Origin of the sequence: Gloeothece verrucosa PCC 7822, assembly GCF_000147335.1 — a bacterium.
Lineage (GTDB): Bacteria > Cyanobacteriota > Cyanobacteriia > Cyanobacteriales > Microcystaceae > Gloeothece > Gloeothece verrucosa.
The window spans coordinates 3602989-3624450 of record NC_014501.1; the positions used below are offsets into that span (position 1 = coordinate 3602989).

21 protein-coding genes are annotated in these 21462 nt (G+C 39.7%); 17 read left to right on the forward strand and 4 right to left on the reverse strand.

Annotation, left to right across the window (positions count from 1 at the left end):
- Positions 1-54: 54 nt before the first annotated feature.
- The 6 genes from CYAN7822_RS15835 to CYAN7822_RS15865 all read left to right on the forward strand — a co-directional run bounded on the left by CYAN7822_RS15835 (position 55) and on the right by CYAN7822_RS15865 (position 5145).
- The gene (locus CYAN7822_RS15835) at positions 55-447 is read left to right on the forward strand and encodes a hypothetical protein (protein WP_013323286.1); all 393 of its coding nucleotides are present in this window, start codon (positions 55-57) and stop codon (positions 445-447) included.
- 25 nt (positions 448-472) lie between these two features.
- Complete coding sequence (gene ygfZ / locus CYAN7822_RS15840; RefSeq protein ID WP_013323287.1) at positions 473-1546, forward strand: CAF17-like 4Fe-4S cluster assembly/insertion protein YgfZ; 1074 nt, start codon at positions 473-475, stop codon at positions 1544-1546.
- Positions 1547-2897: 1351 nt separating this feature from the next.
- A complete protein-coding gene (locus CYAN7822_RS15850) occupies positions 2898-3296 on the forward strand; it encodes an FHA domain-containing protein (RefSeq protein ID WP_041933785.1) in 399 nt (132 codons plus the stop codon).
- A 184-nt stretch (positions 3297-3480) separates the two neighbouring features.
- The gene (psb34, locus tag CYAN7822_RS15855; RefSeq protein ID WP_013323289.1) at positions 3481-3660 is read left to right on the forward strand and encodes a photosystem II assembly protein Psb34; all 180 of its coding nucleotides are present in this window, start codon (positions 3481-3483) and stop codon (positions 3658-3660) included.
- 117 nt (positions 3661-3777) lie between these two features.
- Positions 3778-4716: a 7,8-didemethyl-8-hydroxy-5-deazariboflavin synthase subunit CofG gene (gene cofG / locus CYAN7822_RS15860; RefSeq protein ID WP_013323290.1), complete on the forward strand. Its 939-nt coding sequence runs from the start codon at positions 3778-3780 to the stop codon at positions 4714-4716.
- 24 nt (positions 4717-4740) lie between these two features.
- Positions 4741-5145: a DUF4332 domain-containing protein gene (locus CYAN7822_RS15865; RefSeq protein WP_013323291.1), complete on the forward strand. Its 405-nt coding sequence runs from the start codon at positions 4741-4743 to the stop codon at positions 5143-5145.
- On the opposite strand, the gene CYAN7822_RS15870 is transcribed toward CYAN7822_RS15865, so the two are convergent.
- Positions 5140-5721 carry a Uma2 family endonuclease gene (locus tag CYAN7822_RS15870; RefSeq protein ID WP_013323292.1) on the reverse strand — a complete coding sequence of 194 codons (582 nt, stop codon included), beginning with the start codon at positions 5719-5721 and terminating at the stop codon, positions 5140-5142. The genes CYAN7822_RS15865 and CYAN7822_RS15870 overlap by 6 nt on opposite strands.
- 174 nt (positions 5722-5895) lie before the next feature.
- Here CYAN7822_RS15870 and CYAN7822_RS15875 point away from each other — a divergent pair, with 174 nt between their 5' ends.
- The 5 genes from CYAN7822_RS15875 (at position 5896) to CYAN7822_RS39070 (ending at position 10756) form a co-directional block, all read left to right on the forward strand.
- The gene (locus tag CYAN7822_RS15875) at positions 5896-7614 is read left to right on the forward strand and encodes a helicase HerA domain-containing protein (protein WP_013323293.1); all 1719 of its coding nucleotides are present in this window, start codon (positions 5896-5898) and stop codon (positions 7612-7614) included.
- Between the two features lie 455 nt (positions 7615-8069).
- Complete coding sequence (locus CYAN7822_RS15880; RefSeq protein WP_013323294.1) at positions 8070-8720, forward strand: hypothetical protein; 651 nt, start codon at positions 8070-8072, stop codon at positions 8718-8720.
- A gap of 288 nt (positions 8721-9008) precedes the next feature.
- On the forward strand, positions 9009-9164 hold the full coding sequence (locus tag CYAN7822_RS37740; RefSeq protein ID WP_157871815.1) for a hypothetical protein: 156 nt from the start codon (positions 9009-9011) through the stop codon (positions 9162-9164).
- A gap of 44 nt (positions 9165-9208) precedes the next feature.
- Positions 9209-9319 (forward strand): transposase, encoded by a 111-nt coding sequence (locus CYAN7822_RS40505; RefSeq protein ID WP_071881425.1) that lies wholly within the window; start codon positions 9209-9211, stop codon positions 9317-9319.
- A gap of 93 nt (positions 9320-9412) precedes the next feature.
- Entirely contained in the window at positions 9413-10756 is a 1344-nt protein-coding gene (locus CYAN7822_RS39070; protein WP_013323295.1) for a coiled-coil domain-containing protein, read from the forward strand.
- Positions 10757-11507: 751 nt separating this feature from the next.
- Here CYAN7822_RS39070 and glgX read toward each other — a convergent pair.
- A complete protein-coding gene (gene glgX / locus CYAN7822_RS15890; protein ID WP_013323297.1) occupies positions 11508-13634 on the reverse strand; it encodes a glycogen debranching protein GlgX in 2127 nt (708 codons plus the stop codon).
- A gap of 548 nt (positions 13635-14182) precedes the next feature.
- Here glgX and leuB point away from each other — a divergent pair.
- The 6 genes from leuB to CYAN7822_RS15920 all read left to right on the forward strand — a co-directional run bounded on the left by leuB (position 14183) and on the right by CYAN7822_RS15920 (position 18091).
- Positions 14183-15277, forward strand: coding sequence for a 3-isopropylmalate dehydrogenase (gene leuB, locus CYAN7822_RS15895; RefSeq protein WP_013323298.1), 1095 nt, complete (start codon positions 14183-14185; stop codon positions 15275-15277).
- Between the two features lie 70 nt (positions 15278-15347).
- Entirely contained in the window at positions 15348-15608 is a 261-nt protein-coding gene (locus CYAN7822_RS39495) for a hypothetical protein (RefSeq protein WP_013323299.1), read from the forward strand.
- Between the two features lie 45 nt (positions 15609-15653).
- Positions 15654-16466 (forward strand): prepilin peptidase, encoded by an 813-nt coding sequence (locus CYAN7822_RS15905; RefSeq protein ID WP_013323300.1) that lies wholly within the window; start codon positions 15654-15656, stop codon positions 16464-16466.
- Between the two features lie 27 nt (positions 16467-16493).
- A complete protein-coding gene (locus CYAN7822_RS15910; protein ID WP_013323301.1) occupies positions 16494-16727 on the forward strand; it encodes a class I SAM-dependent methyltransferase in 234 nt (77 codons plus the stop codon).
- Between the two features lie 7 nt (positions 16728-16734).
- Positions 16735-17679: an acetyl-CoA carboxylase, carboxyltransferase subunit beta gene (accD, locus tag CYAN7822_RS15915; RefSeq protein ID WP_013323302.1), complete on the forward strand. Its 945-nt coding sequence runs from the start codon at positions 16735-16737 to the stop codon at positions 17677-17679.
- Positions 17680-17875: 196 nt separating this feature from the next.
- On the forward strand, positions 17876-18091 hold the full coding sequence (locus tag CYAN7822_RS15920) for a hypothetical protein (RefSeq protein WP_013323303.1): 216 nt from the start codon (positions 17876-17878) through the stop codon (positions 18089-18091).
- Positions 18092-18411: 320 nt separating this feature from the next.
- Here the strand turns inward: CYAN7822_RS15920 and CYAN7822_RS15925 are convergent, their stop codons facing one another.
- On the reverse strand, positions 18412-20274 hold the full coding sequence (locus CYAN7822_RS15925) for a hypothetical protein (RefSeq protein ID WP_041933273.1): 1863 nt from the start codon (positions 20272-20274) through the stop codon (positions 18412-18414).
- 228 nt (positions 20275-20502) lie between these two features.
- A complete protein-coding gene (gene hslO, locus CYAN7822_RS15930) occupies positions 20503-21402 on the reverse strand; it encodes an Hsp33 family molecular chaperone HslO (protein WP_013323305.1) in 900 nt (299 codons plus the stop codon).
- Positions 21403-21462: the final 60 nt, after the last annotated feature.

Here is a 21462-nt window from a genome sequence, read left to right on the forward strand (position 1 = left end):
CAACAGCTATAATTATGATTTATACAAACAAAATTAGGTTAGCCGACAAACTAGATGAAGCCTAAATTCAAAGATACTCGTGCCTGGGAACAAGCACAATTGCTCATGCAACCGGCTTTTATCCGAGTGATGGATAATCTTCGTAAACAACTCGAAGAGTCTTCATGGAGTGGAACCTATCAAGAAATACAAACCCCTTTTCCAGGATATCAACTTTGTTTGACTCATCAGCATCACTCGGTTACAGTAAATATTTGGGATTTGTGTTTTAAAATTTGTTTTATAGACTACCCAATATCTTCCTCTACTGAAGCATCAATTGATAATTCTCAAGAAGTGGATATAGACCCTGCCTTGATTGATGAAACTGGAGATGTGGACTGGCATCGTCTAGAAACAAAAACTCAATACTTAGTGAAAGAAGTTTTTGCGAATTTACCTACTTAATTACGTTTGATAACCCATATTAGTTATGATTTCAGCACTTAAAGCACATCAAATTAAATTAGGCGCAGTTATATCAGCCGATGGCACTTTTGCCAGCAGTTTTGGTAATGATGGTGAAGCGATCAAGGCGGCACAAACCGGAGTCGCTTTGTCGGATCGTTCTCATTGGGGTTTAATTCAACTCAAAGGCAACGAACGATTGCGATTTTTACATAATCAAACCACCAATAATATTAACAGTTTAAAACCAGGACAAGGATGTGATACGGTTTTTGTTAATTCTACAGGACGAACCCTAGATTTAGCCACAGCTTATGTTACTGATGAGTCCATCTATCTGTTGGTTTCTCCTAACCGTCGTCAGTTTTTATTACAGTGGATGGATCGCTATATTTTTCCGATGGATAAGGTAGAATTAGAGGATAGTTCGGGAAAATATGCAATTTTTACGCTTATTGGCCCCCAAAGCCATTCTGTTTTAGCTAAATTGAATCTAGATCCCCTGATCGGTCAACCTCTAAATACTCATATTCAACAGAAAATAGATAACAGTTTAGTCAGAGTAGCGCTAGGAAGTGGTTTAGCTTTACCTGGATATACGTTGATGGTTCCCATGCAAGAGGCGTTAACGGTTTGGGAGCAACTGGTTAATACTGGAGTTACTTTGCTAGGTAACCGAGTTTGGGAACAACTTCGCATTCTTCAAGGACGACCCGTTCCGGATTATGAATTAACAGAAGATTATAATGCCCTAGAGTCCGGATTGTGGAAGGCTATCTCTTTTGAGAAGGGGTGTTACATTGGTCAAGAAACTATTGCTCGATTAAACACTTATAAAGGGGTTAAACAAAGACTTTGGGGAGTGAAATTAAGTCAATGCGTTCAACCCCATACTGAGGTGATTTTAGAAGACAAAAAGGTAGGAATTCTCACTAGCTGTACTGAAACACAAGAGGGCGCATTCGGCTTAGCTTATGTGAAGACTAAAGCAGGCGGCGAAGGTTTAAGGGTGACTTTAGGAGAACAAACTGGAGAATTAGTCAGTGTTCCTTTTTTAACTCATGAGTATTATCAACCCCAAAAGACTCAGACAAATTAATATTAGGATTGATTGATGACTAAAATCCTCTTTATCTGCTCGAGATCATGGCTATGCCTGAGCAATGAAACTAACTGAAGACTTTAATAATTAAAAAATCTTCAGCTAGATTGAATCGCTATCTTCTAAAAAGCCATAAAGCTTATATCTTACTTCTTGTCTGAAATTAGTCTTTGAGAATTGTTTGACGGGTAGAGGCTTAAAGCTCCCTCTATCCAGGTTCACCTCAAATAATCGATCTTGCTTGAATTGAAGAACAATTCTTTCAGTATTTGCTGAAAAAATGTCATCTCTTTGCAAAGATTTTAGTGATTATTGATTTTGCTTCAGCTATGTTATTGAACTCTATGATTGTATTTTACTGCTAAAGCTTTTTAAAAGCTTAATTCCTAAGATTGATCTTTATGTGTTAAATCCTATACTTTAAAACTTTATATTATATGAGTAGTTTTTAATTGGCTCAGGTGCAAATTGAACGGCTTTTAAGTAGGTGGATAACAATCATTAAAAGCTAATGGTTAGAGAAGATTCTTTAACCTCGGCTAGTTCTGATGTACTAAAATCAGCCTTCAACTCTTTGCGATTTCATCACTACGACCTCATGAGAAGATTGCCGGCAAGTTAAGGCTTTTTTGTATACCCAACAACGCCAAATAGAGTTTCCTCTATATCCTATCCAATACACCAAAAGATGAGATCGTAGTTTAATCATAGACATTAGCCTTGGATCAACGATGACAAAATTTAAGCAGTGTTCGAGAGATGAGGAGGCATTTATCAAATTAATCGGTTAGGGGTTTTGTGAATTAGCCAATCCTTGAACAGTACATTCGAGTCGAAAGCTGCAAAAAAACTTACAACATAAAACATCATGTTAGCACCAAATTTCATAAATCTTCTTGACCGCAAAAACCTATTTAACAACACAAGTCATCAAAAGCTAACTTCTCCTTCTGTATTCACAGATCTAATCCGACTAAAGCTAAAATAAGTATTAAGAAACTTGAGTTATCCTCCACTGAACTTTAGGTTTTGATAAAGTCTTTTCAGGCAAAATTCTTGAAGCAGAGCATACTATAATTCTGCTTTTTTGTCAAGAAGTAAAAAAGTTTATTCTTAAGCAAATTGTTAGTATTTGTGGCAAATTGTTGCCAAAATCAGCTTGCAGAGTTGCCGAGAGATTTATGTTATAATTTTATTCATTACAGCAATAGGGATAGTTCACGCTAAAATATATGAAGTAAAAATACAAAGTTCCACCGCTTTCCTATTGCCTTCGGTGGGAACACATAACCCCTTGACTGATCCAACTCAGTCAATTTATAACCAAATCTACTCTAATGGAACATCAGTGATTATTCTGACCCTACTACATCCAACCAAAACAATCCCGCTACAACATTGGACATTTGAAGACGAATCTATCATTCGGATTGGGCGGGGGATAGATAATAATGTAGTTCTGTACAGTGCAGTAGTGTCTCGACATCATCTAGAACTAAGGAAAAATGGCTCAGAGTGGGAATTAGAAAGTTTTGGAGCTAACGGAACCTTTATAGAGGGAAAACTGATTACAACACCCTTAGCAGTAGATGATGGAATGGTCATTCGTCTAGCTAGTTCAGGACCCAAAATTCAGATTAGCATCAAATCACAAGAAATGTCTTCTAGTCCGATCATCACTCAAACTCCTACCGAATCATCTCTGGAAAAAACACTAGAACAAGATTTGCAAGCGGCTAAAGATTAGCTCCATACCCAGGGAAAAGAACACCGCTCACAGGGAGCAAACAAGGCTTCACGATTATAGCACTCGTACAAAGGGCATTCCCCCCAAAAAAGATCAACCGCCAACAGGTGTTGAACTTTTGTAAAGATTTATGTATCATTCATATAACAACTAAAATAAAACAATTTCCAAGAGGTTTTAATCTATGCCCTATACAACTGAAGAAGGTGGACGGCTAAACAACTTTGCAGCAGAGCCGAAAGTTTATCAAGCTACCCCTCCATCTAAAACAGAACAGCGTAATTATATAATTTTAGGAATTTTAGGTTTGTTCTTGGTTGGTGGCTTATTAGCCGTTGCTGTCTATGCAACCAGCGTTAGCTAATCGTATATCGCTATATATATTTATAGTTGAAATAATCGGGTAAAAATAAGTAAAGGGATATGCTTAAACCAAAGGTCTATCTCTTTATCTACCCTTTCATAAAACTCCTAACTAAAAATGAACAACGATCCCAATTCTTTCGTTGTTACCTATAGCCCTGCCTATACTTTAGTGCCCACTTATGAGTGCTTTAATCGCTGTACCTATTGCAATTTTCGCACGGATATAGGCCAAAGTCCCTGGTTAAGTTTAACGGCAGCTAGAGAAAAATTACAACAACTGCAACATCAAGGAATTACAGAAATTTTAATTCTTAGCGGAGAAGTTCATCCCCATTCTCCTCAACGGAAAAGTTGGTTTCAACGAATTTATGACATCTGTGAATTAGCACTTTCAATGGGATTTTTTCCTCATACTAATGCCGGGCCTCTCAGTCAAGAAGAAATGGAGCGGCTCAAACAGGTTAATGTATCTATGGGGTTAATGTTGGAACAATTAACACCGAAATTATTAGACTCTGTTCATCGCCATGCCCCCAGTAAAAACCCTCAATTGCGACTACAACAGCTACAATGGGCAGGAGAACTCAAAATTCCTTTCACCACCGGTATACTTTTAGGCATTGGGGAAACAGAACAAGATTGCCGGGATAGTTTAGAAATGATAGCCTCTATACATCAACAGTGGGGACATATTCAAGAAGTCATCTTACAGCCGCATAGCCCAGGACATCAACAGCTTTTTGATGCCCCTGCATTTAAATTGCAGCAATTACCCAAAGTTGTCGAAATAGCGAGGCAAATCCTTCCCAGTTCGATTAATATTCAAATTCCGCCTAATTTAGTGGCTCACCCGGCAATTTTACTCGAATGTATCCAAGCAGGGGCTAGAGATTTAGGGGGAATTGGTCCGGTAGATGAGGTAAACCCTGATTATCCTCATCCTCACCCAGCAATTTTAAAAAAGCTTTTAGAACCGGCCGGATGGCAATTAGTCCCGCGTTTACCCGTTTATCCTCAGTATTATAATTGGTTGCCGTTTTCCCTCAAAATATAGTTTAAGGTAAAATACTTGAAAAAGATGCAAGCTTGTTATTGGATCATCGAAAAATTGCCTGGTTTGAGTCAACAACAACAAACTCAATTAAAAAATTGTGGCATTACAACAACTCAAGATTTACTAGAGCGTGGAAAAACAGTTCAATTAAAACAAACTTTAGCCCATAAGTTAGGCATGAATATTGTGTATATTAATAAATGGATCGCTTTAGCTGATTTAGCTCGTCTGCCTAGTGTCGGCTGTCAATACTGCGGCTTATTATTACATTCGGGAATTGCTTCTATCCCTCAATTAAGCCAAACACCAGCCTATCGACTACATCGTCAAATTTTGCGGCTTCAAGTGGCAACAATGCAACGAAAAGATTTATGCCCGCCGGTAGAATTAGTACAGCAGTGGATAGCCGAAGCGCGATCACTTTTATGAGAAGATAGCCGTTAAATCTAAAACAAAACCCGGCAGAATATCTTCACCCGTTAAACTTTTAGGTGCGTTGAAAATTTTGACTTCTTGTAAAGGTCGATAAATTTCCACCTGTTTATTTTGGGGATCAATTAACCAACCTAATTTCGCTCCGTTGTCTAAATATTCTAGCATTTTTTCTCTCAAATCTTTTAAAGAATCGCTTTTTGAGCGTAATTCAATCACAAAATCCGGACAAAGCGGCGGAAATTCATTCTGCTGTTCAGAGGTCAAAGAATCCCATTTTTCCCGCTCAATCCAAGCCACATCAGGAGAGCGAATTGCCCCATTAGGAAGGACAAAGGCGGTAGAGGAATCAAAAACTACACCTAAGTTGGCTTGTTTATTCCAAGCATAGACTTGATAACCTAAATCTGAATTACGTCTTCCGGTATTTCCTCCAGTTGGGGGCATAACGATCAATTCTCCTGTAGCGGTTTTTTCTAGTCGTAAATCTCGATTAGCCGCAGCAATTTCTCTAAATTGCTCATCGGTAACTTTGAAAGTTGGGGGAATGTAAACGGGTAGAGGATTCATCATTAAAAAAAAAGGGGAGCTTGATTAATCAACAATCTTATGCTTATTATAAAATAGATTATTAAAACCTCACGTCCTGCTTATCATCATCAAAAAAAAGTTTTCCTCTGAGAACAAAATCAATTATTCTGTTTCTTGACTCTTCGTTTTACATTTCTATTCTGGTTTCCTGATAGCATGAACGAACAACCCCTCGGTTTTATTATTGAAGGTTCCCTCTCGGAAGGGTTAGAGGTGCGGCTACATCCAGGTGTGTCTGTAGAAGATATGCGGGTCGGTAAATTTTTAGTCGTCCAAGGAATACGATCCCGTTTCTTTTGTCTGCTGACGGATGTCTCTTTAGGAACCTCTAATCCGAGAATTTTAGCCAATCCTCCCAGTATAGACGATTCTTTAATGCTGGATATTCTGGCCGGTAGTGGAACATTTGGCATGATCGAATTAGCGCCGATGTTAATGTTTACCCCAACCGAGGGCAATAAATCAGCCGCTTCTGCCAATGGTAATCATGACAATGGTAAAAGTTCTTTAGCCTCTTTTGAAGCCCAAACTAATGCCGATTTAGAATTATTACCGGTTAAAACCATTCCCGCCCATTTTAGCCAAGTTTATGAAGCCTCAGAACAAGATTTTCGCATGGTATTTGGATGGGATGACGATATAACGCGGCGCAATTTTGCCATTGGTAAACCTTTAGATATGGATGTTCCTATCTGTATCGATTTAGATCGTTTTGTGGAACGCAGTAATGGCGTTTTTGGGAAATCGGGAACGGGAAAATCTTTTCTGACTCGTCTGTTAATTTCCGGAATTATCCGCAAACAAGCCGCCGTTAATCTAATGTTTGATATGCACTCAGAATATGGGTGGGAGGCCATGCAGGAGGGGAAACAAATCTCTACGGTTAAGGGGTTGCGTCAATTATTTCCAGGACAAGTAGAAATTTATACCCTTGACCCTCAGTCTACCCAACGACGGGGAGTGCGGGATGCTCAAGAACTTTATCTAAGTTATGATCAGATAGAAATCGAAGATATCCGCTTGATTGCCGGTGAGTTAGGATTATCAGACGCGAGTATCGATAATGCGGCTATCCTGAATAATGAGTTTGGACGGTCTTGGATTACGCAATTGGTCAGCATGAGTAATGAAGAGATTAAGACTTTTTGTACCGATAAACAAGGTCATCCGGGTTCAATTATGTCGTTGCAGCGTAAGTTGATGCGGCTCGAGAGTTTAAAATATCTACGCAGTGTCTGTCCTCATAATTATATTGACCAAATTTTACAGTCTTTGGATGCTGGTAAGCACGTCGTCGTAGAATTTGGTTCTCAGGGCAATATGCTTTCCTATATGTTAGCCACCAATATGATTACCCGCCGCATTCACGCTAAATATGTGGAAAAAGCCGAACTATTTTTACAAACGAAAAAACCGCAAGACCGTCCCCGTCATTTAGTAATTACTATTGAGGAAGCACATCGCTTTTTAGATTCTAAAATTGTTCAGCAAACCATTTTTGGCACCATTGCCCGGGAAATGCGGAAATATTTTGTTACTTTGTTAATTGTGGATCAGCGTCCTTCGGGTATTGATAATGAGGTCATGTCTCAGGTGGGGACTCGGATCACCTGTTTACTGAATGATGAGAAAGATATTGATGCAATTTTCACCGGCGTATCGGGTGGGGGGAGTTTGCGATCGGTTTTAGCCAAGTTAGATTCTAAACAACAGGCACTCATTTTAGGTCATGCTGTTCCTATGCCGGTGGTGGTGAGAACTCGTGCTTATGATCAACAATTTTATGCTGAAATTGGGGCAACCGAGTGGTCAAATTTGCCGGATGATGTTCTTTTGGAACGCGCCAAAATGGCTAAGGCAGATTTAGGATTTTAATCATTATATTAACTTACTAAAAACCATCAAACCAAGAGCCGAGACATTAACTTTACCCACAAGTTAAAGATGTTTATAAGTACCTGGACAAAATTAAAGTTAACTGTTTGGTAAGGGAACACCGGATCTGGGAACAGGGAACAGGAAAGCCTTTCAAGGCTTTAACATTTCTTAACATAATGAACTTTATTTATGTCCAGGTACTTAGCGCTTAAAAAATAACTTTTAACTATTTTTATATTTTCGCTTAATAAAAAAAAATTGCCTTATTAAGGAAAATTGGTATTAATGAGACTTTTTCTGCCAAAGTCAGTCTAGAGATAGAGCAGATAAAAATGTTGAATGAATAGGATGAATTAGGGATGAAGCGATGAATGCCCAAATTCTGTTGAACATCCAGAGCTTTTTGTGAGCGGCTTGAATCAATTTTTGCTGGCAAAATCATTAAAGTAATCATGAAGACAAAAATTGTGCTGTGGTTAGTGTGGTTAATTTTTACGGCTTATACGTTACTGATATCTCCTCTTGATCATCCGGGTGTTTTAACGCTGATGGAAAAATTAATTAAATTTCAAATCTCAGATATTAATGCCTTTGTGGTATCTATATTTTGGTTGATGGGCGTTTGGCCGATGATTTACGCGGGCTTTCTGTTTATTGATGAGCGAACACAAAATATATCAGCTTGGCCGTCTTTTTTAACTTCCAATGGGGCGGGGGTGATGGGACTATTACCTTATTTAATTGTCCGTCGTCCTAATCAAGAATTCTCGAGTTATAAAGATATATGGATAAAAATTTTAGACTCTCGCTTGTATGGTATATTTCTCAGCTTAGTTACCCTCGGATTGCTTGTTTATGCGATCTGGGCGGGAGATTGGCAAGATTTTGTTCAGCAATGGCATACTAATCCTTTTGTTCATCTGATCAGTTTAGATTTTTGTTTAATGTGTCTGGTATTTCCGGCGGTTTTAGGAGATGATATGGGTCGCCGAGGACTTAGAGATTTTCGAATTTTTTGGGCAGTAAGTCTTGTTCCTCTAGGAGGGGCGCTTGCTTATTTATCTCTTCGTCCTTCTTTACCCAATGTTCATAAACCTATATAATTACCAAGATCATTAATATTACATTAAGATTTGTGCCGAAGTTGCTCGACTTTGCCCATGCTTTCATGAGGAGACGCAGAAAGAAAGTTTACTCCGAATGAGTCTCGCTGTTGATCCTCAAACTAGACCTCGCTTCGCTGCATACCTTTTGTTCTTTCGGGGATTGATCGCAGGTAATCGTTTAATTTACTCATCTCTTCGCTCAACTTGACAATTGACTTCAGAATAGCTTAAGCTGTTACTTTAAATCAGTAAATAAGCTCAGTAGATAAATAAAGAAAACAAGCGATGTACACCACTCAACTCGACAACCGAATATTCAACTGCTACGCTACCGAAGCTGAAACTTCTGAGCGTAGATTATCTCGCCGCCTACCAACAACGCTGCTATTTAGTCCAAGGTATGTACCGCTACCCACATCTGCTGAGTACATCGCTACTTAATTTCTAAAATTAGCAAACAGATTTTTCCTTAAACCGTCGCAACTATCAAAAATTGGTTGGCTGAAACAGTTGGTTACTTTGATTGTAAAACAACTAATAGTATATTCGAATCAATTAATAATCAATTAAAGGTTTTCAAGCGTTACGGTTTCTGATTTAAAACGTTCGATAATTTCAAAAAACAGTTTTAGAATTTTGGCATTTAGCTGCTAGTTTAGCCTAATAAATCTAAAAAAAAAGAACCAACCATGCAAAATTTAAAATTGATGTTGATGCGATTATTTGTCGTAACTTCTTCTGCTATGGCAATCGCTACATTAGCCAATTTTTATAATTATCAAAGTTATTGGCAAGGTACGATAGTACGAGTACAGAATGTTTACTTTAACCTTTTATTTCATACTCTACCCACTAAGCTATCTTATACACTTATTCAAAATAATGAAGAAGAAATGCAACGAACTTTAGATAGCAATTATGGCTTATTTGGGCTAGTAATAACCAATTGTAAAACCGATTTACCTGACTGTCCAAATCAACAAATAGTTTATACTTCCCGTTCCAATTTAGCTTTGAAAGACAACTTAACGCCTGAAAGTTTATACCAATCTCCTTATAGTGTCCTTCAAAATCCTCCTCCTTTATTCACCGAAAAATATTTTAATAATCCTGACTCTAAGATATTAGAAAAAACGGGTAAAGTTAATCAAGGCAAAATTTTTGGGCGAGTTTACTATATTCGGAGTACACCCCCCTCGTTTCAAAAAGACTTAGCAACTTGGGTAAAAGCTTCCCCTGAAAGTTTGTTCAATGCCGATGGCGCGAATAAATACTATACCTTAACATATTCATTATTTTTGTCGGGAGGCTTAGGCGCTTGGTGGTTTTTAGAGAGAATACTACAACAAAAGCAAAAAAAGCAAGATTCACTCTTAAAAGAAAACCAACGTTTAGCTAAAGAAACAGAAAAATCGCAAAAACGCTTAAAACAACTCATGAAACAACTTACTCGATTAAATGAAGAATTAAAAGCCGAGTATCAAGTTAAACAAGAATTAATTCAGATTTATCAGCAAAAAACTCAAGCTTTACAGGAACAAATTAATCAATTGCTAAATGAACAAAATATACCATTTTTGGAAAAACAACTTGTTAAAAAATCATTAAATGGTTTTTCACCAAATTTCAATCAAGAGCCAGCTTATCAACAAGAGAAGCAACAAGAAATAAAAGTTTTACACAAGAATCAACTGTTGCTACTGGAACCAACAGAAGCATCAACTCTACAAACTTTAGAGCAACTTCAAAAGGAACTTACTAAAATTGAAAATCAGCAGCAGAAAGCTGAAGAAAAAGCCCTTATTTTGCAAAAATCTATCAACAAATTAGAGCAAAAATATCAAGAAGTTGAAGAGCAATATCGGTCTAATACAATCGAGTTACTCAAGCACAAAAAACAAGAACTTAATTTAAGCACAGTTCGCTCTCGGCTAAATTACAGTTTACAAAATAGTAATAAAACAATACAAGAGTCACAAGAATGGCTGGATTTATACGAAGTTATGTCTAAACTCATGGGCAGCCAAATTTAACTCAGCAAGCAGAACAAGCAACAAATTTTGCTTCTTCTAGATTTATATCCATCAGTAATTAGATGTGAGAAACTCATACAATAGTTTCCTGTCGTGATGCTTCGATGGAACAATCTTTTCATCTAAAATAAATCCATAAAACCCTCTACTCTGTAAAGGAACAAAGTAAATAAGCTCTAATTATTTCCATGTCCTGGAATGTAAAATAGCCAACAACATCCAATAATTAAAAATAATAAAGTAACCGTTATATTATTTCCTAATAAATGGCGCAAAAATTCTTCCATAATTGTTGATTTCTCTATGTAGTGAATTTGATTACAGCCATAAGTATAGCCATAATTTAGATTAAATTTAATCGTCCTCTGGACAGAATAAAAACCTATTACCCTAGCAGATCACAAATAAAAAGGATTATATTTAGGAGTTACGCACTCCTGATTAAAAACAACGATTTTATGTCATCCCTCGCTGTGCGAAGGATCGCGGACAATCTCAAACCCTAATAATTGGGTTACGGTGCGTAAGTTTTAATATTTTTGCCATACCTCTTGCCGCCTAAAAAATTCCTCTAGGTCAATAAAATTGCTCAGGTAAACGCAGCTTGAGCGGCTTTGCCTTGTGAACTATTAATTTTCTGCAACAATTCTGATTTGTGCAAGAGGTCTAATAGGAAACTCATCGCATACATACAAATAATGATTCCCCTCTCTTTGTAGGAGAAGGGATGGCACAGAAGTCAAATTAGGACTTACTCAATAGATTCTAATACCATGATTGATCGTCCTTCAATGATAAGCTCTTGAGTTCCTTTATAAATCGCTCCTTCTTCAACAAAACTCGGCTGAGTAGTATCAACAACCACCCGCCACTCTTGAGCTTGTAACCCTTCAGGTAGAAAAAACTCAAGAGGTTCCCAGTAAGCATTAAAGAACAATATAAAACTCTGATCAATAATGCGTTGACCTTGAAAACCCACTCGCGGAATTTCCTTACCATTTAAGAAAATCGTCAGGGTTTTAGCAAAACCATCTTGCCATTCTTCCTCAGTCATTTCAGTTCCATTCGGGTTAAACCAATGAATATCACTAATGGTCTTACCAAAAATGGGGCTACCTTGAAACCATCTGCGTCGTTGAAAAACGGGATGTTTGCGGCGGAAGAAAACTAACTGACGAGCAAAATTTAATAGTTGGGCTTTTTCATTGACTAATTCCCAATTGAGCCAAGAAACCTCATTGTCTTGACAATAGCCATTATTATTCCCTTTTTGGGTTCGCTGCATTTCGTCTCCTGCCAGTATCATGGGAACCCCTTGAGATAGCAGCAGGGTGACTAAAAAGTTACGCTTTTGTTGTTCCCGCAAGGCTAATATTTCCGGCTCATCGGTTTCTCCTTCTACCCCACAATTCCAAGAACGGTTGTGAGATTCTCCATCATTATTATCTTCGCCATTAGCTTCGTTGTGCTTATCGTTGTAGCTGACCAAATCGTAAAGGGTAAAGCCGTCATGAGCGGTGATAAAATTGATACTGGCATAGGGACTGCGCCCATTGGTTTGATACAAATCAGAACTCCCTGTAAAGCGATAGGCAAATTCTCCTAAGCTACCAGGTTCACCGCGCCAAAAGTCCCGTATGGTATCCCGATATTTACCATTCCACTCTGACCATAACAGAGGAAAGTTCCCCACTTGGTAGCCGCCATCTCCCACATCCCAAGGTTCAGCAATCAATTTTACATCAGCAATAACAGGGTCTTGATGAACGATGTTAAAGAATGCCGAGAGATTATTCACATCATATAATTCTCGCGCTAAAGCTGAGGCTAAGTCAAAGCGGAACCCATCGACGTGCATTTCTAAAACCCAATAGCGCAAACTATCCATAATTAACTTCAAGATTTGCGGGTGGCGCACGTTGAGGGAGTTACCACAGCCGGTAAAATCCATATAATAGCGAGGTTCATCATCTACCAGACGATAATAAGCCGCATTATCCACCCCTCGCATGGACAGGGTAGGGCCTTTATGATTGCCTTCGCCGGTATGATTGTAGACCACATCTAAGATCACCTCAATGCCGGCCTTATGCAGCGCCTTGACCATTTCTTTAAATTCCTTGACCTGACCCCCGGGCCTTTGATCATAACTATAGCCTGAGTAGGGAGCAAAGAAATTAAGAGAATCATAACCCCAATAATTTCTGAGTTCTTTATCGGCCAAATGTCCAGGGTTGGCTAAAAAGTGATGCACCGGCATCAATTCTACCGCCGTAATGCCTAACATTTGAAGATGGGCTATACTAGCAGGATGAGCGAGTCCGGCATAAGTTCCCCGCAGTTCTTCGGGTACATCGGGGTGTAATTTGGTAAACCCTTTAACATGAAGTTCATAAATAATAGTTTCATGAAAGGGAATTCGTAAGAGTTTATCCCCTTCCCAGTCAAACGACTCATCCACAACCACAGATTTTGGCATCAAGTGTGCGCTATCTGTATCATTAAAAGACAGGTCTTCTTCTGGGTCATCAAAAGAGTAACCAAACAGTTCTGGACCATTTTGCACATCCCCATCAATCGCTTTAGCATAGGGGTCTATCAGCAATTTATTGGGGTTAAAGCGATGACCACTAGCAGGATCGTAAGGCCCCTGTACCCGATAACCGTAACGTTGTCCGGGTGATATACCAGGGATATAACAGTGCCAAACATAGTTGTCATATTCGGTTAGAGTAATACGCTGTTCAACACCGTCTTTATCAAATAAACAAAGTTCGACCCCTGTGGCATTTTCACTAAATAAAGCGAAATTTGTTCCTTTTCCATCCCAATAGGAACCTAAAGGATAAACGTTACCTGGCCATACTTCTAAGTGCATATTTTTTACAACTTTTCTTGAAATCACTAATATTTTTAAAGGGGAAATACTGCTTACTTAAAATAAACAGTTTGACTTAAAATAACCTTTTTTTTCGAGTAGTTTTTTTAATCCTATATATTTTGATATATCTATATTTATTGTTTAAAAAAACACTAAATTTTGTCGAAAAATATATCAATCATAGGATGATTTGACATGATATTATTTTTAAGTTTTCTCTATCAAAAAGTATAAAATACTCGAACTGAAGCGTTATCTATCTCTAGAGAGACTTATCAAAAAAGTTTCTCAAACTTCTACAAAAGTAAAATAGACCCCTTGCCAAATATTTGATCTATTTTATCTGTATTTATCTGCCGCTTGGCTACCGCTCAGGGCAAGGTTTATCTGTGGACAATAATCTAAAATAACCCTTTTAGAAGAGATCTAATGTTTTTACAGAAAATCAATCACAAAAATCGGCCCAACTGTAAAAATTAAGAATTTAATTGCAGAATTACTGCTATAATAGAAGATTGGCAATAAAAACGGAAAAGAAAGCGCTCATGACTCGGCAACACCGCATAACCCTACTTCCTGGCGATGGTATCGGACCTGAAATTTTAGCCGTAACCGTAGATGTCCTAAAGGTGATAGGCAAACAATTCGACCTAAATTTTGAGTTTACAGAAGCCCTCATCGGCGGTGCTGCCATTGATGCAACCGGAAACCCCTTACCCGAAGAAACCTTAAAGATTTGTCGCAACAGTGATGCAGTGCTTTTAGCCGCCATCGGGGGTTATAAGTGGGATAATTTGCCCCGTCATCAACGCCCAGAAACGGGATTATTAGGCATCAGAGCCGGCTTAGGATTATTTGCTAACTTACGTCCGGCCACCATTTTACCGCAGTTAATCGACGCTTCCACCCTCAAACGAGAAGTCGTCGAAGGCGTGGACATTATGGTGGTGCGAGAACTCACCGGCGGCATTTATTTTGGTCAACCGAAGGGAATTTTTGAGACAGAAAGCGGCGAAAAACGGGGCGTGAATACCATGGCCTATACAGAATCAGAAATAGACCGCATTGCTCAAATCGGCTTTGAAACAGCCCAAAAACGTCGAGGAAAGCTCTGTTCTGTGGATAAAGCCAATGTCTTAGATGTCTCCCAATTATGGCGCGATCGCGTAACTTTAATGGCCGAAAAATACCCAGATGTAGAACTGTCTCATCTCTATGTTGACAATGCGGCTATGCAGCTAGTGCGTAACCCAAAACAATTTGATACCATCGTCACCGGCAATTTATTTGGCGATATCCTCTCGGATGCAGCCGCTATGTTAACCGGTAGTATTGGGATGTTACCCTCTGCTAGTTTAGGTTCAGATGGACCCGGACTATTTGAACCGGTACATGGTTCAGCCCCCGATATTGCAGGACTTGATAAAGCTAACCCGCTTGCTCAGGTACTCAGTGCCGCCATGATGTTGAAATATGGCTTAAATGAGCCAGAAGCCGCCGATCAAATCGAACAAGCGGTTTTAGCCGTATTAGAAAAAGGCTATCGTACAGGAGACATCATGTCAGAAGGAATGACGTTAGTGGGATGTAAGGGCATGGGAGAAGTTTTGATTAATGTCTTAGAATCTTTACAAGGGTGATCTACGTCTTAAACAATTGTGTAACATCTATATCAATTACAAGACAAGTTAATAATTGGGAGATAGGATAGTGGTATATCTATCAGAGCAAGCCAAACAAAAAAATCTAGACATGGACATTCCCATTCTGCTAGATCCCACCCTCCTCAGAGCAGCGAGACGGATTTACCGGACCTACTGCTCTTTGCACTCAAAATTAACACAGCGGCCCTTTGGTGTGGCAATTAATCGAGAAACTCATCGGGGTCAACTGATTTTTAATGCGAAACCGATCCTTTTACCCGGAGAATGTTTTGTATCCATTAAACAACTCGAATCAGAAATCTATTAAATCCAAAACCTCTCTTCCAGTCTTAGAGACGATGAAACTCCGAAAATGGAAACCCTGGTTAATGTGATAGTAACCTTATTTGTTTTTGCCTTTGGTGCAGCTATTGGCAGTTTTTTAAATGTGGTGATTTATCGCATTCCAGCAGGATTATCCTTAATCCATCCGCCTTCGCGTTGTCCCAAGTGTTCCCATAAACTGGGAAGTCGGGAAAATGTACCGATTTTAGGTTGGCTTTGGTTAAGAGGGCGCTGTCGTTGGTGTAGGTCTCCTATTTCCATTCGTTACCCCCTAGTAGAAGCGGCTACAGCTTTATTATTTGGCTTGGTTTTTTGGAAATTTGGTTTTGAGCTATCAACCCTAGGTTATTGGGCTTTTTGTAGCTGGTTACTGGCATTATCCCTCATTGATGTAGATACCATGACCTTACCCAACGCTTTAACCCAGTCGGGGTTAGTCTTGGGGTTAGTGTTTCAAGGGACGCGCGGCGGGTCGGATTTTTCTCAAATTCCCCATAATCTCATGTTTGGAATCGTCGGTGCCGTCTTAGGAATTTGGTTATTTGAGATTATTCGTTGGGTGGGAACCTTGGTTTTTGGACAAGAAGCGATGGGGGGAGGAGACCCAAAATTAGCCGCTATGATTGGAGCTTGGTTAGGGTGGAAATATTTGCTGTTAACGGGATTTTTAGCTTGTGCGTTGGGAACAGCTTTTGGTGTTGTAGCGATATTATTAACTCAGATGGGGCGTAGGCACCCTATTCGCTTTGGTCCGTTTTTAGGTTTGGGAGCCGCCTTGACTTTATTTTGGGGAGAGAAGATGATATCAACCTATATGAAATTCTTTTTCCCTCTTTATTAAAAATCGAAGATCAATGAATAATGGCTCATGTCTGTTGATAAAATAAAGTCTGTGTGCTGGGTTACAATCCGAACCACTCAAGCTCGCTGGGAAGCTGAATTAATGCAGCAAATACTGGCGGCTCATGAAATTCCCGCTCGTGTGCTTGATATCGGTCTTGGCGTTTATTGTGGTCAAGGAAGTCAAGCCGCCTTACAAGTGCGTTCACAAGATCGATGGACAGCCTTACTCTTGTTAAGTCCTCTAGAAGAGGAGAATTAAGTTAATTATGTCTTTATTAGATTGGTTTGCTAACAGACAAAAATCAGAACCCTCCGTCCAACAACAGCAAGAACGGGAAATCGCGGATGGACTATGGACGAAATGTGATTCTTGTGGGGTTCTCGCTTATTCAAAAGATTTATTGGCTAATCAATTGGTATGTCCAGATTGTGGATATCATAACCGAGTTGATAGTGATGAACGCATTCGCCAGTTAATCGATCCTAACACTTGGACTCCCTTAGCAGAACATTTATCTCCAAGCGATCCCCTCAAATTTAAAGACCGTAAACCCTACAGCGATCGGATCAAAGATACTCAAGAAAAAACCGGACTCAAGGATGCTGTGGCTACCGGTACAGGTTTACTCGATGGCTTACCAGTGGCTCTGGGGGTGATGGACTTCCGTTTTATGGGTGGTAGCATGGGATCGGTAGTGGGAGAAAAACTTTGCCGTTTAACTGAACAAGCCACAGCTAATAGTTTACCTTTAGTAATTATCTGCGCTTCTGGCGGCGCGAGAATGCAGGAAGGAATGTTAAGTCTGATGCAGATGGCTAAAATTTCTGGGGCATTAGAACGCCATCGAGAAGCTAAATTAATTTATATTCCTGTACTGACTCATCCCACCACAGGGGGAGTTACGGCAAGTTTTGCCATGTTGGGAGATGTTATTATCGCTGAACCTCAAGCGACTATAGGATTTGCAGGAAAACGGGTAATTGAGCAAACCCTACGAGAAAAGCTACCGGAAGGGTTTCAAACCTCTGAGTATTTGCTTAAACATGGGTTTGTGGATGCCATTGTGCCTCGTACCCAATTAAAGAAAACTCTAGCCCAGTTAATTAGTATTCATCAACCTTTCTTTCCTTTATTATCTCCCCTCGAAGCGGATTCTAAACATAAAGAACCTGAACCTGAATTAATTAAGTTGGATTCCGCTAAGGGATAATAGCATTTTTCGCTTGCTGGCTATTGATATTGGTGTTGCAACTGGTTAATTTATATTAGCGGGTTCGGCAATGCCAATCTCACTCACCTGACAAGCATGAACAAATCTAAAGAAATCCCCAAAACGCGGCTTTTCTTATAAATTTCTTATTTTTGCTCTATAGAATAATAGACAAGAAACAAATAAATCGTAACAGATGAACCAATACTCAGGAACAAGACAAAAATCCCTCAGAAGACAACGTGGACTTGATGGGAAATTTAGCCGTGACTATACCGAAGATACCAAACGACTTAGAACGATGAGATTAACTGATACCGCTTGGAAACTCTTGGCAGAAATTGGCGAAAAAAACCAGCTTACCCGCACGGAAGTCATCGAAATTTTTGCACGGGGTGGTGATTTAGGTTAAGCTCATAATTCTTCATCAATGAAAAAGCTTGAACCTTTAAGTTCAAGAGAAATTATATTAAAAAATATTTCTTTAGAGGGAACCAATAATAAACACTTTATATTATGCTGATAAAAATGAGAAGGACTGATTCAAGACATTTGCTCAAGTCCCTTCTCGGAGTTTAAGAAGCCAGAAAACACTAACAATTTAGTGTATATTCATATTTTATCAGTAAAATCCACCAAAAAATATTAAAAATTTTAACACTTGCTGAATCTCGTCAAACTCCCCGCACTTGAGCCGGGGGTGGGTTGACCCCCTATTTGATGATAGTAAAGTTAGGGGGTTTGCTCCGATGAAGCCGGATAAGTGGTTTCCGTGACCGAAGGAGGAGGAGTCGCAGGAGTAGGAGGTTGTAATAAACTACGCCATTGTTGAATTTGAGCCTTAGCTGACTGATAGGCAGAACTTTCTGGCGGTATAATTCGTCCTAATTTAATAGCTTCTTCAATTAATCCTTGATTAGCTGTAGTAGAGGCAATATCTAATAATTGATAACTCCAGCGATCCAAGGCCTGACGGCTTTGTGTGCCTACATCTGTAGAAGAGGGAATCCGTCTTATAATCGTGATTGCCGTCACTAAAGCTTCTGAAGTTCTGGCTTGAGCAATTGCATAAGCTTGCTGTAAATCTTGTTGAGCTTTTATTTCCCGCCGCCAATTATTAATATTTGCTTGTGCTTCCGGATACAACACCCTTCCTCGGCGAATTTGTTCGGCTGTGTTGATGGCATTTGGATAATCTTTGGCATTCCCTAAAGCCATAGCTTGATCCAACAAGGGACGGTCTTCGCTGCGTTCAATAGTAGTTCTCCAGTCCCGAATTTCCTCTTGAGCTTGGGGATAAAGAGCGCGACCTGAAGCAATTAAACTGGCCTGACTAATGGCTTCTCTTAAAGCATCTAAATCTCCTCGACTGGCAAGAGATTGAGCTTGATCTAAAATCGGCTGATCTTCAGTGACTTCAATTTGACGGTTCCACTCTCGGATTTGCTGTTGTGCTTGTTGATAACGAGGGTTAGAAGTGGGGATGGAGTCGGCTTTAGCGATGGCTGCATGAAGGTCTTCTACGGTTCCGGATACAGCTAAATCTTTGGCTTGACTGAGGACTTTAACATCGTCTACTTCTTGTTTCCAACGGCTGATCAATTCCTGTGCGGTGTCATAGAGGGGGCTATCAGCCGCAATTTCTTCGGCCGATAAGATAGCCGCTTGTAAAGTATCCACTGTCCCAGTCTGAGCATCAATGCCAGCAGAGGCGAGTGCTTTCCAATCTTTGACTTCTTCAGTTAAGACCAAATTTTCCGGAATGCGATCAGCGACTTGTTGTAGCTCGTTCCAAGACCGATTTTTGATTAATGTTTGTACATAAGACAGTAGCTTATCTTTAGCTTTACCGATCAGGTTTTGTGCCTCTTGATAAGCATAGGATGAAGAATTAATTTTTTGAGCTTCTTCGATGGCTTTTAGCCAATTATCTAACCCATATCGTCGTAAAAACACATAAGCGGCATCTAACTTACTGCTTTCTTCGCGGGCGAGTTGAATTTTTTGGACGATTTCATCATATTTAGTCGTTGCCCAATATTTATTATCGAGGTTCAACAATTCAATCGCTGAACGAAAAGCCAGATTCCAGTCAGAATCTCTTAAATGCTGTTCAACTTCCGAAAAAATACCCTCTCCTTTTGACCAGATTGAACGCCAACGTTCGATCCGTTGTTCGATCAGATTATGGGCTTCTACTTGTTCAGGGATTTTTTTAGCTATGGCAATAGATTTTTCTAGGTCCCCTTTTTGAAACTCTTCTTCGGCTATGCTGAGGATATCAAGTGCCCACTCTTCTACATTTCGATTGATTTCTGTACGTAGAGGATGGTCACTGGGTAAGGCTTCTACTAGACTGATGGCTTTAAGCAGGCTGTCTACCGTCTTTTTTTGAGCTTCTAACTGAGCGCAGTACAGACGCATAGAAGCTGAAGCAATTGGCCAAAATATCCTCGGACAGTTGGGGGCTTGTGGTAGCTTTAACAGCAAAGAGGTGGCTGTAAATCCGATACTACCGGATGCCAGTACCAATATAGCTGCCCACACTCGCCAATTAAACTTACTCTGCTCCTCACGCCCCGGTTGAATTTCCATTGTTCCACTTGGTTGACCGGATAGTTTTAATGTCTTAGTTGCCAGTCTTTTGTAATTTTTTGCCATAGCCGACCCAGTTTTTCTGAGTAATTATCCCTAATTTTTATTTAAGGATCAAGTTGTGCATTATGATAACACATTAGTCATTAATCATTACTAGAGAGTAGGGAGTATAGGGAAAAACGCTCTGACTAATGACTAATGACTACTGACTACTGACTAATCACCTTAACCCGACTGAGCGCGTAAATCTTCGATTAAGCGAGCTAAATGCTCACTGCTGGCTTGATAGACTTCTCCACAGAATTGACAAGTGGCTTCAGCCCCATCATCTTTTTCAATCATGTCTTGTAATTCTGCTTCTCCTAACATTTTTAGCGCTCCTAAAACCCTGTCAAAGGAACAGCGACAGTCAAAACGCACCAATTGAATTTCAGGAAGGATAACTAAACCTAAATCTCCTAAAAGTTGCTCAAAGATTTCTGGTAAAGTCTTACCTGCTCGTAATAGGGGCGTAAAGCCGCTTAACTCTCCAATTCGAGATTCCAAGGTCTGGACTAAGGCTTCATCTCTAGCCGCTTTTGGCATAACTTGTAGGAGAATGCCGCCTGACGCGATTACGCCGGTAACATCCACAAAAACTCCCACTAACAAGGCTGAAGGAGTTTGTTCACTGGTAATTAAATAATGAGCAATATCCTCGCCGACTTCTCCTGAAACTAGCTCAACGGTACTAGAGTAGGGATAGCCATAACCCACATCTCGAACGACGTATAAATAACCATCTTTCCCGACTGCTCCCCCTACATCAAGTTTCCCTTTAGCATTAGGCGGCAATTCTACGCTCGGATTTCCCACGTATCCTCGTACAGTGCCATCTAATCCTGCATCTACTAGCAATCCTGCCAGAGGTCCGTCGCCTTTAATGCGAATATTAACCCTTGAACCCTCCCGTTTCATGTTGGAAGCGAGTAATAGCCCTGACGACATGGCCCGGCCTAAAGCGGCGGTGGCTACGTAGGAAAGTTTATGTCGCACTCTGGCTTCTTCCGTCAGACGGGTAGAAATGACTCCCACTGCTCTAATGCCGCCATCTGCTGCTGTTGCCCGTATTAATTGATCTGCCATTTGATCTGATTTGTTGATGGTCTATTTATATAACTTAACAAATTGGATCACGTCGTGGTT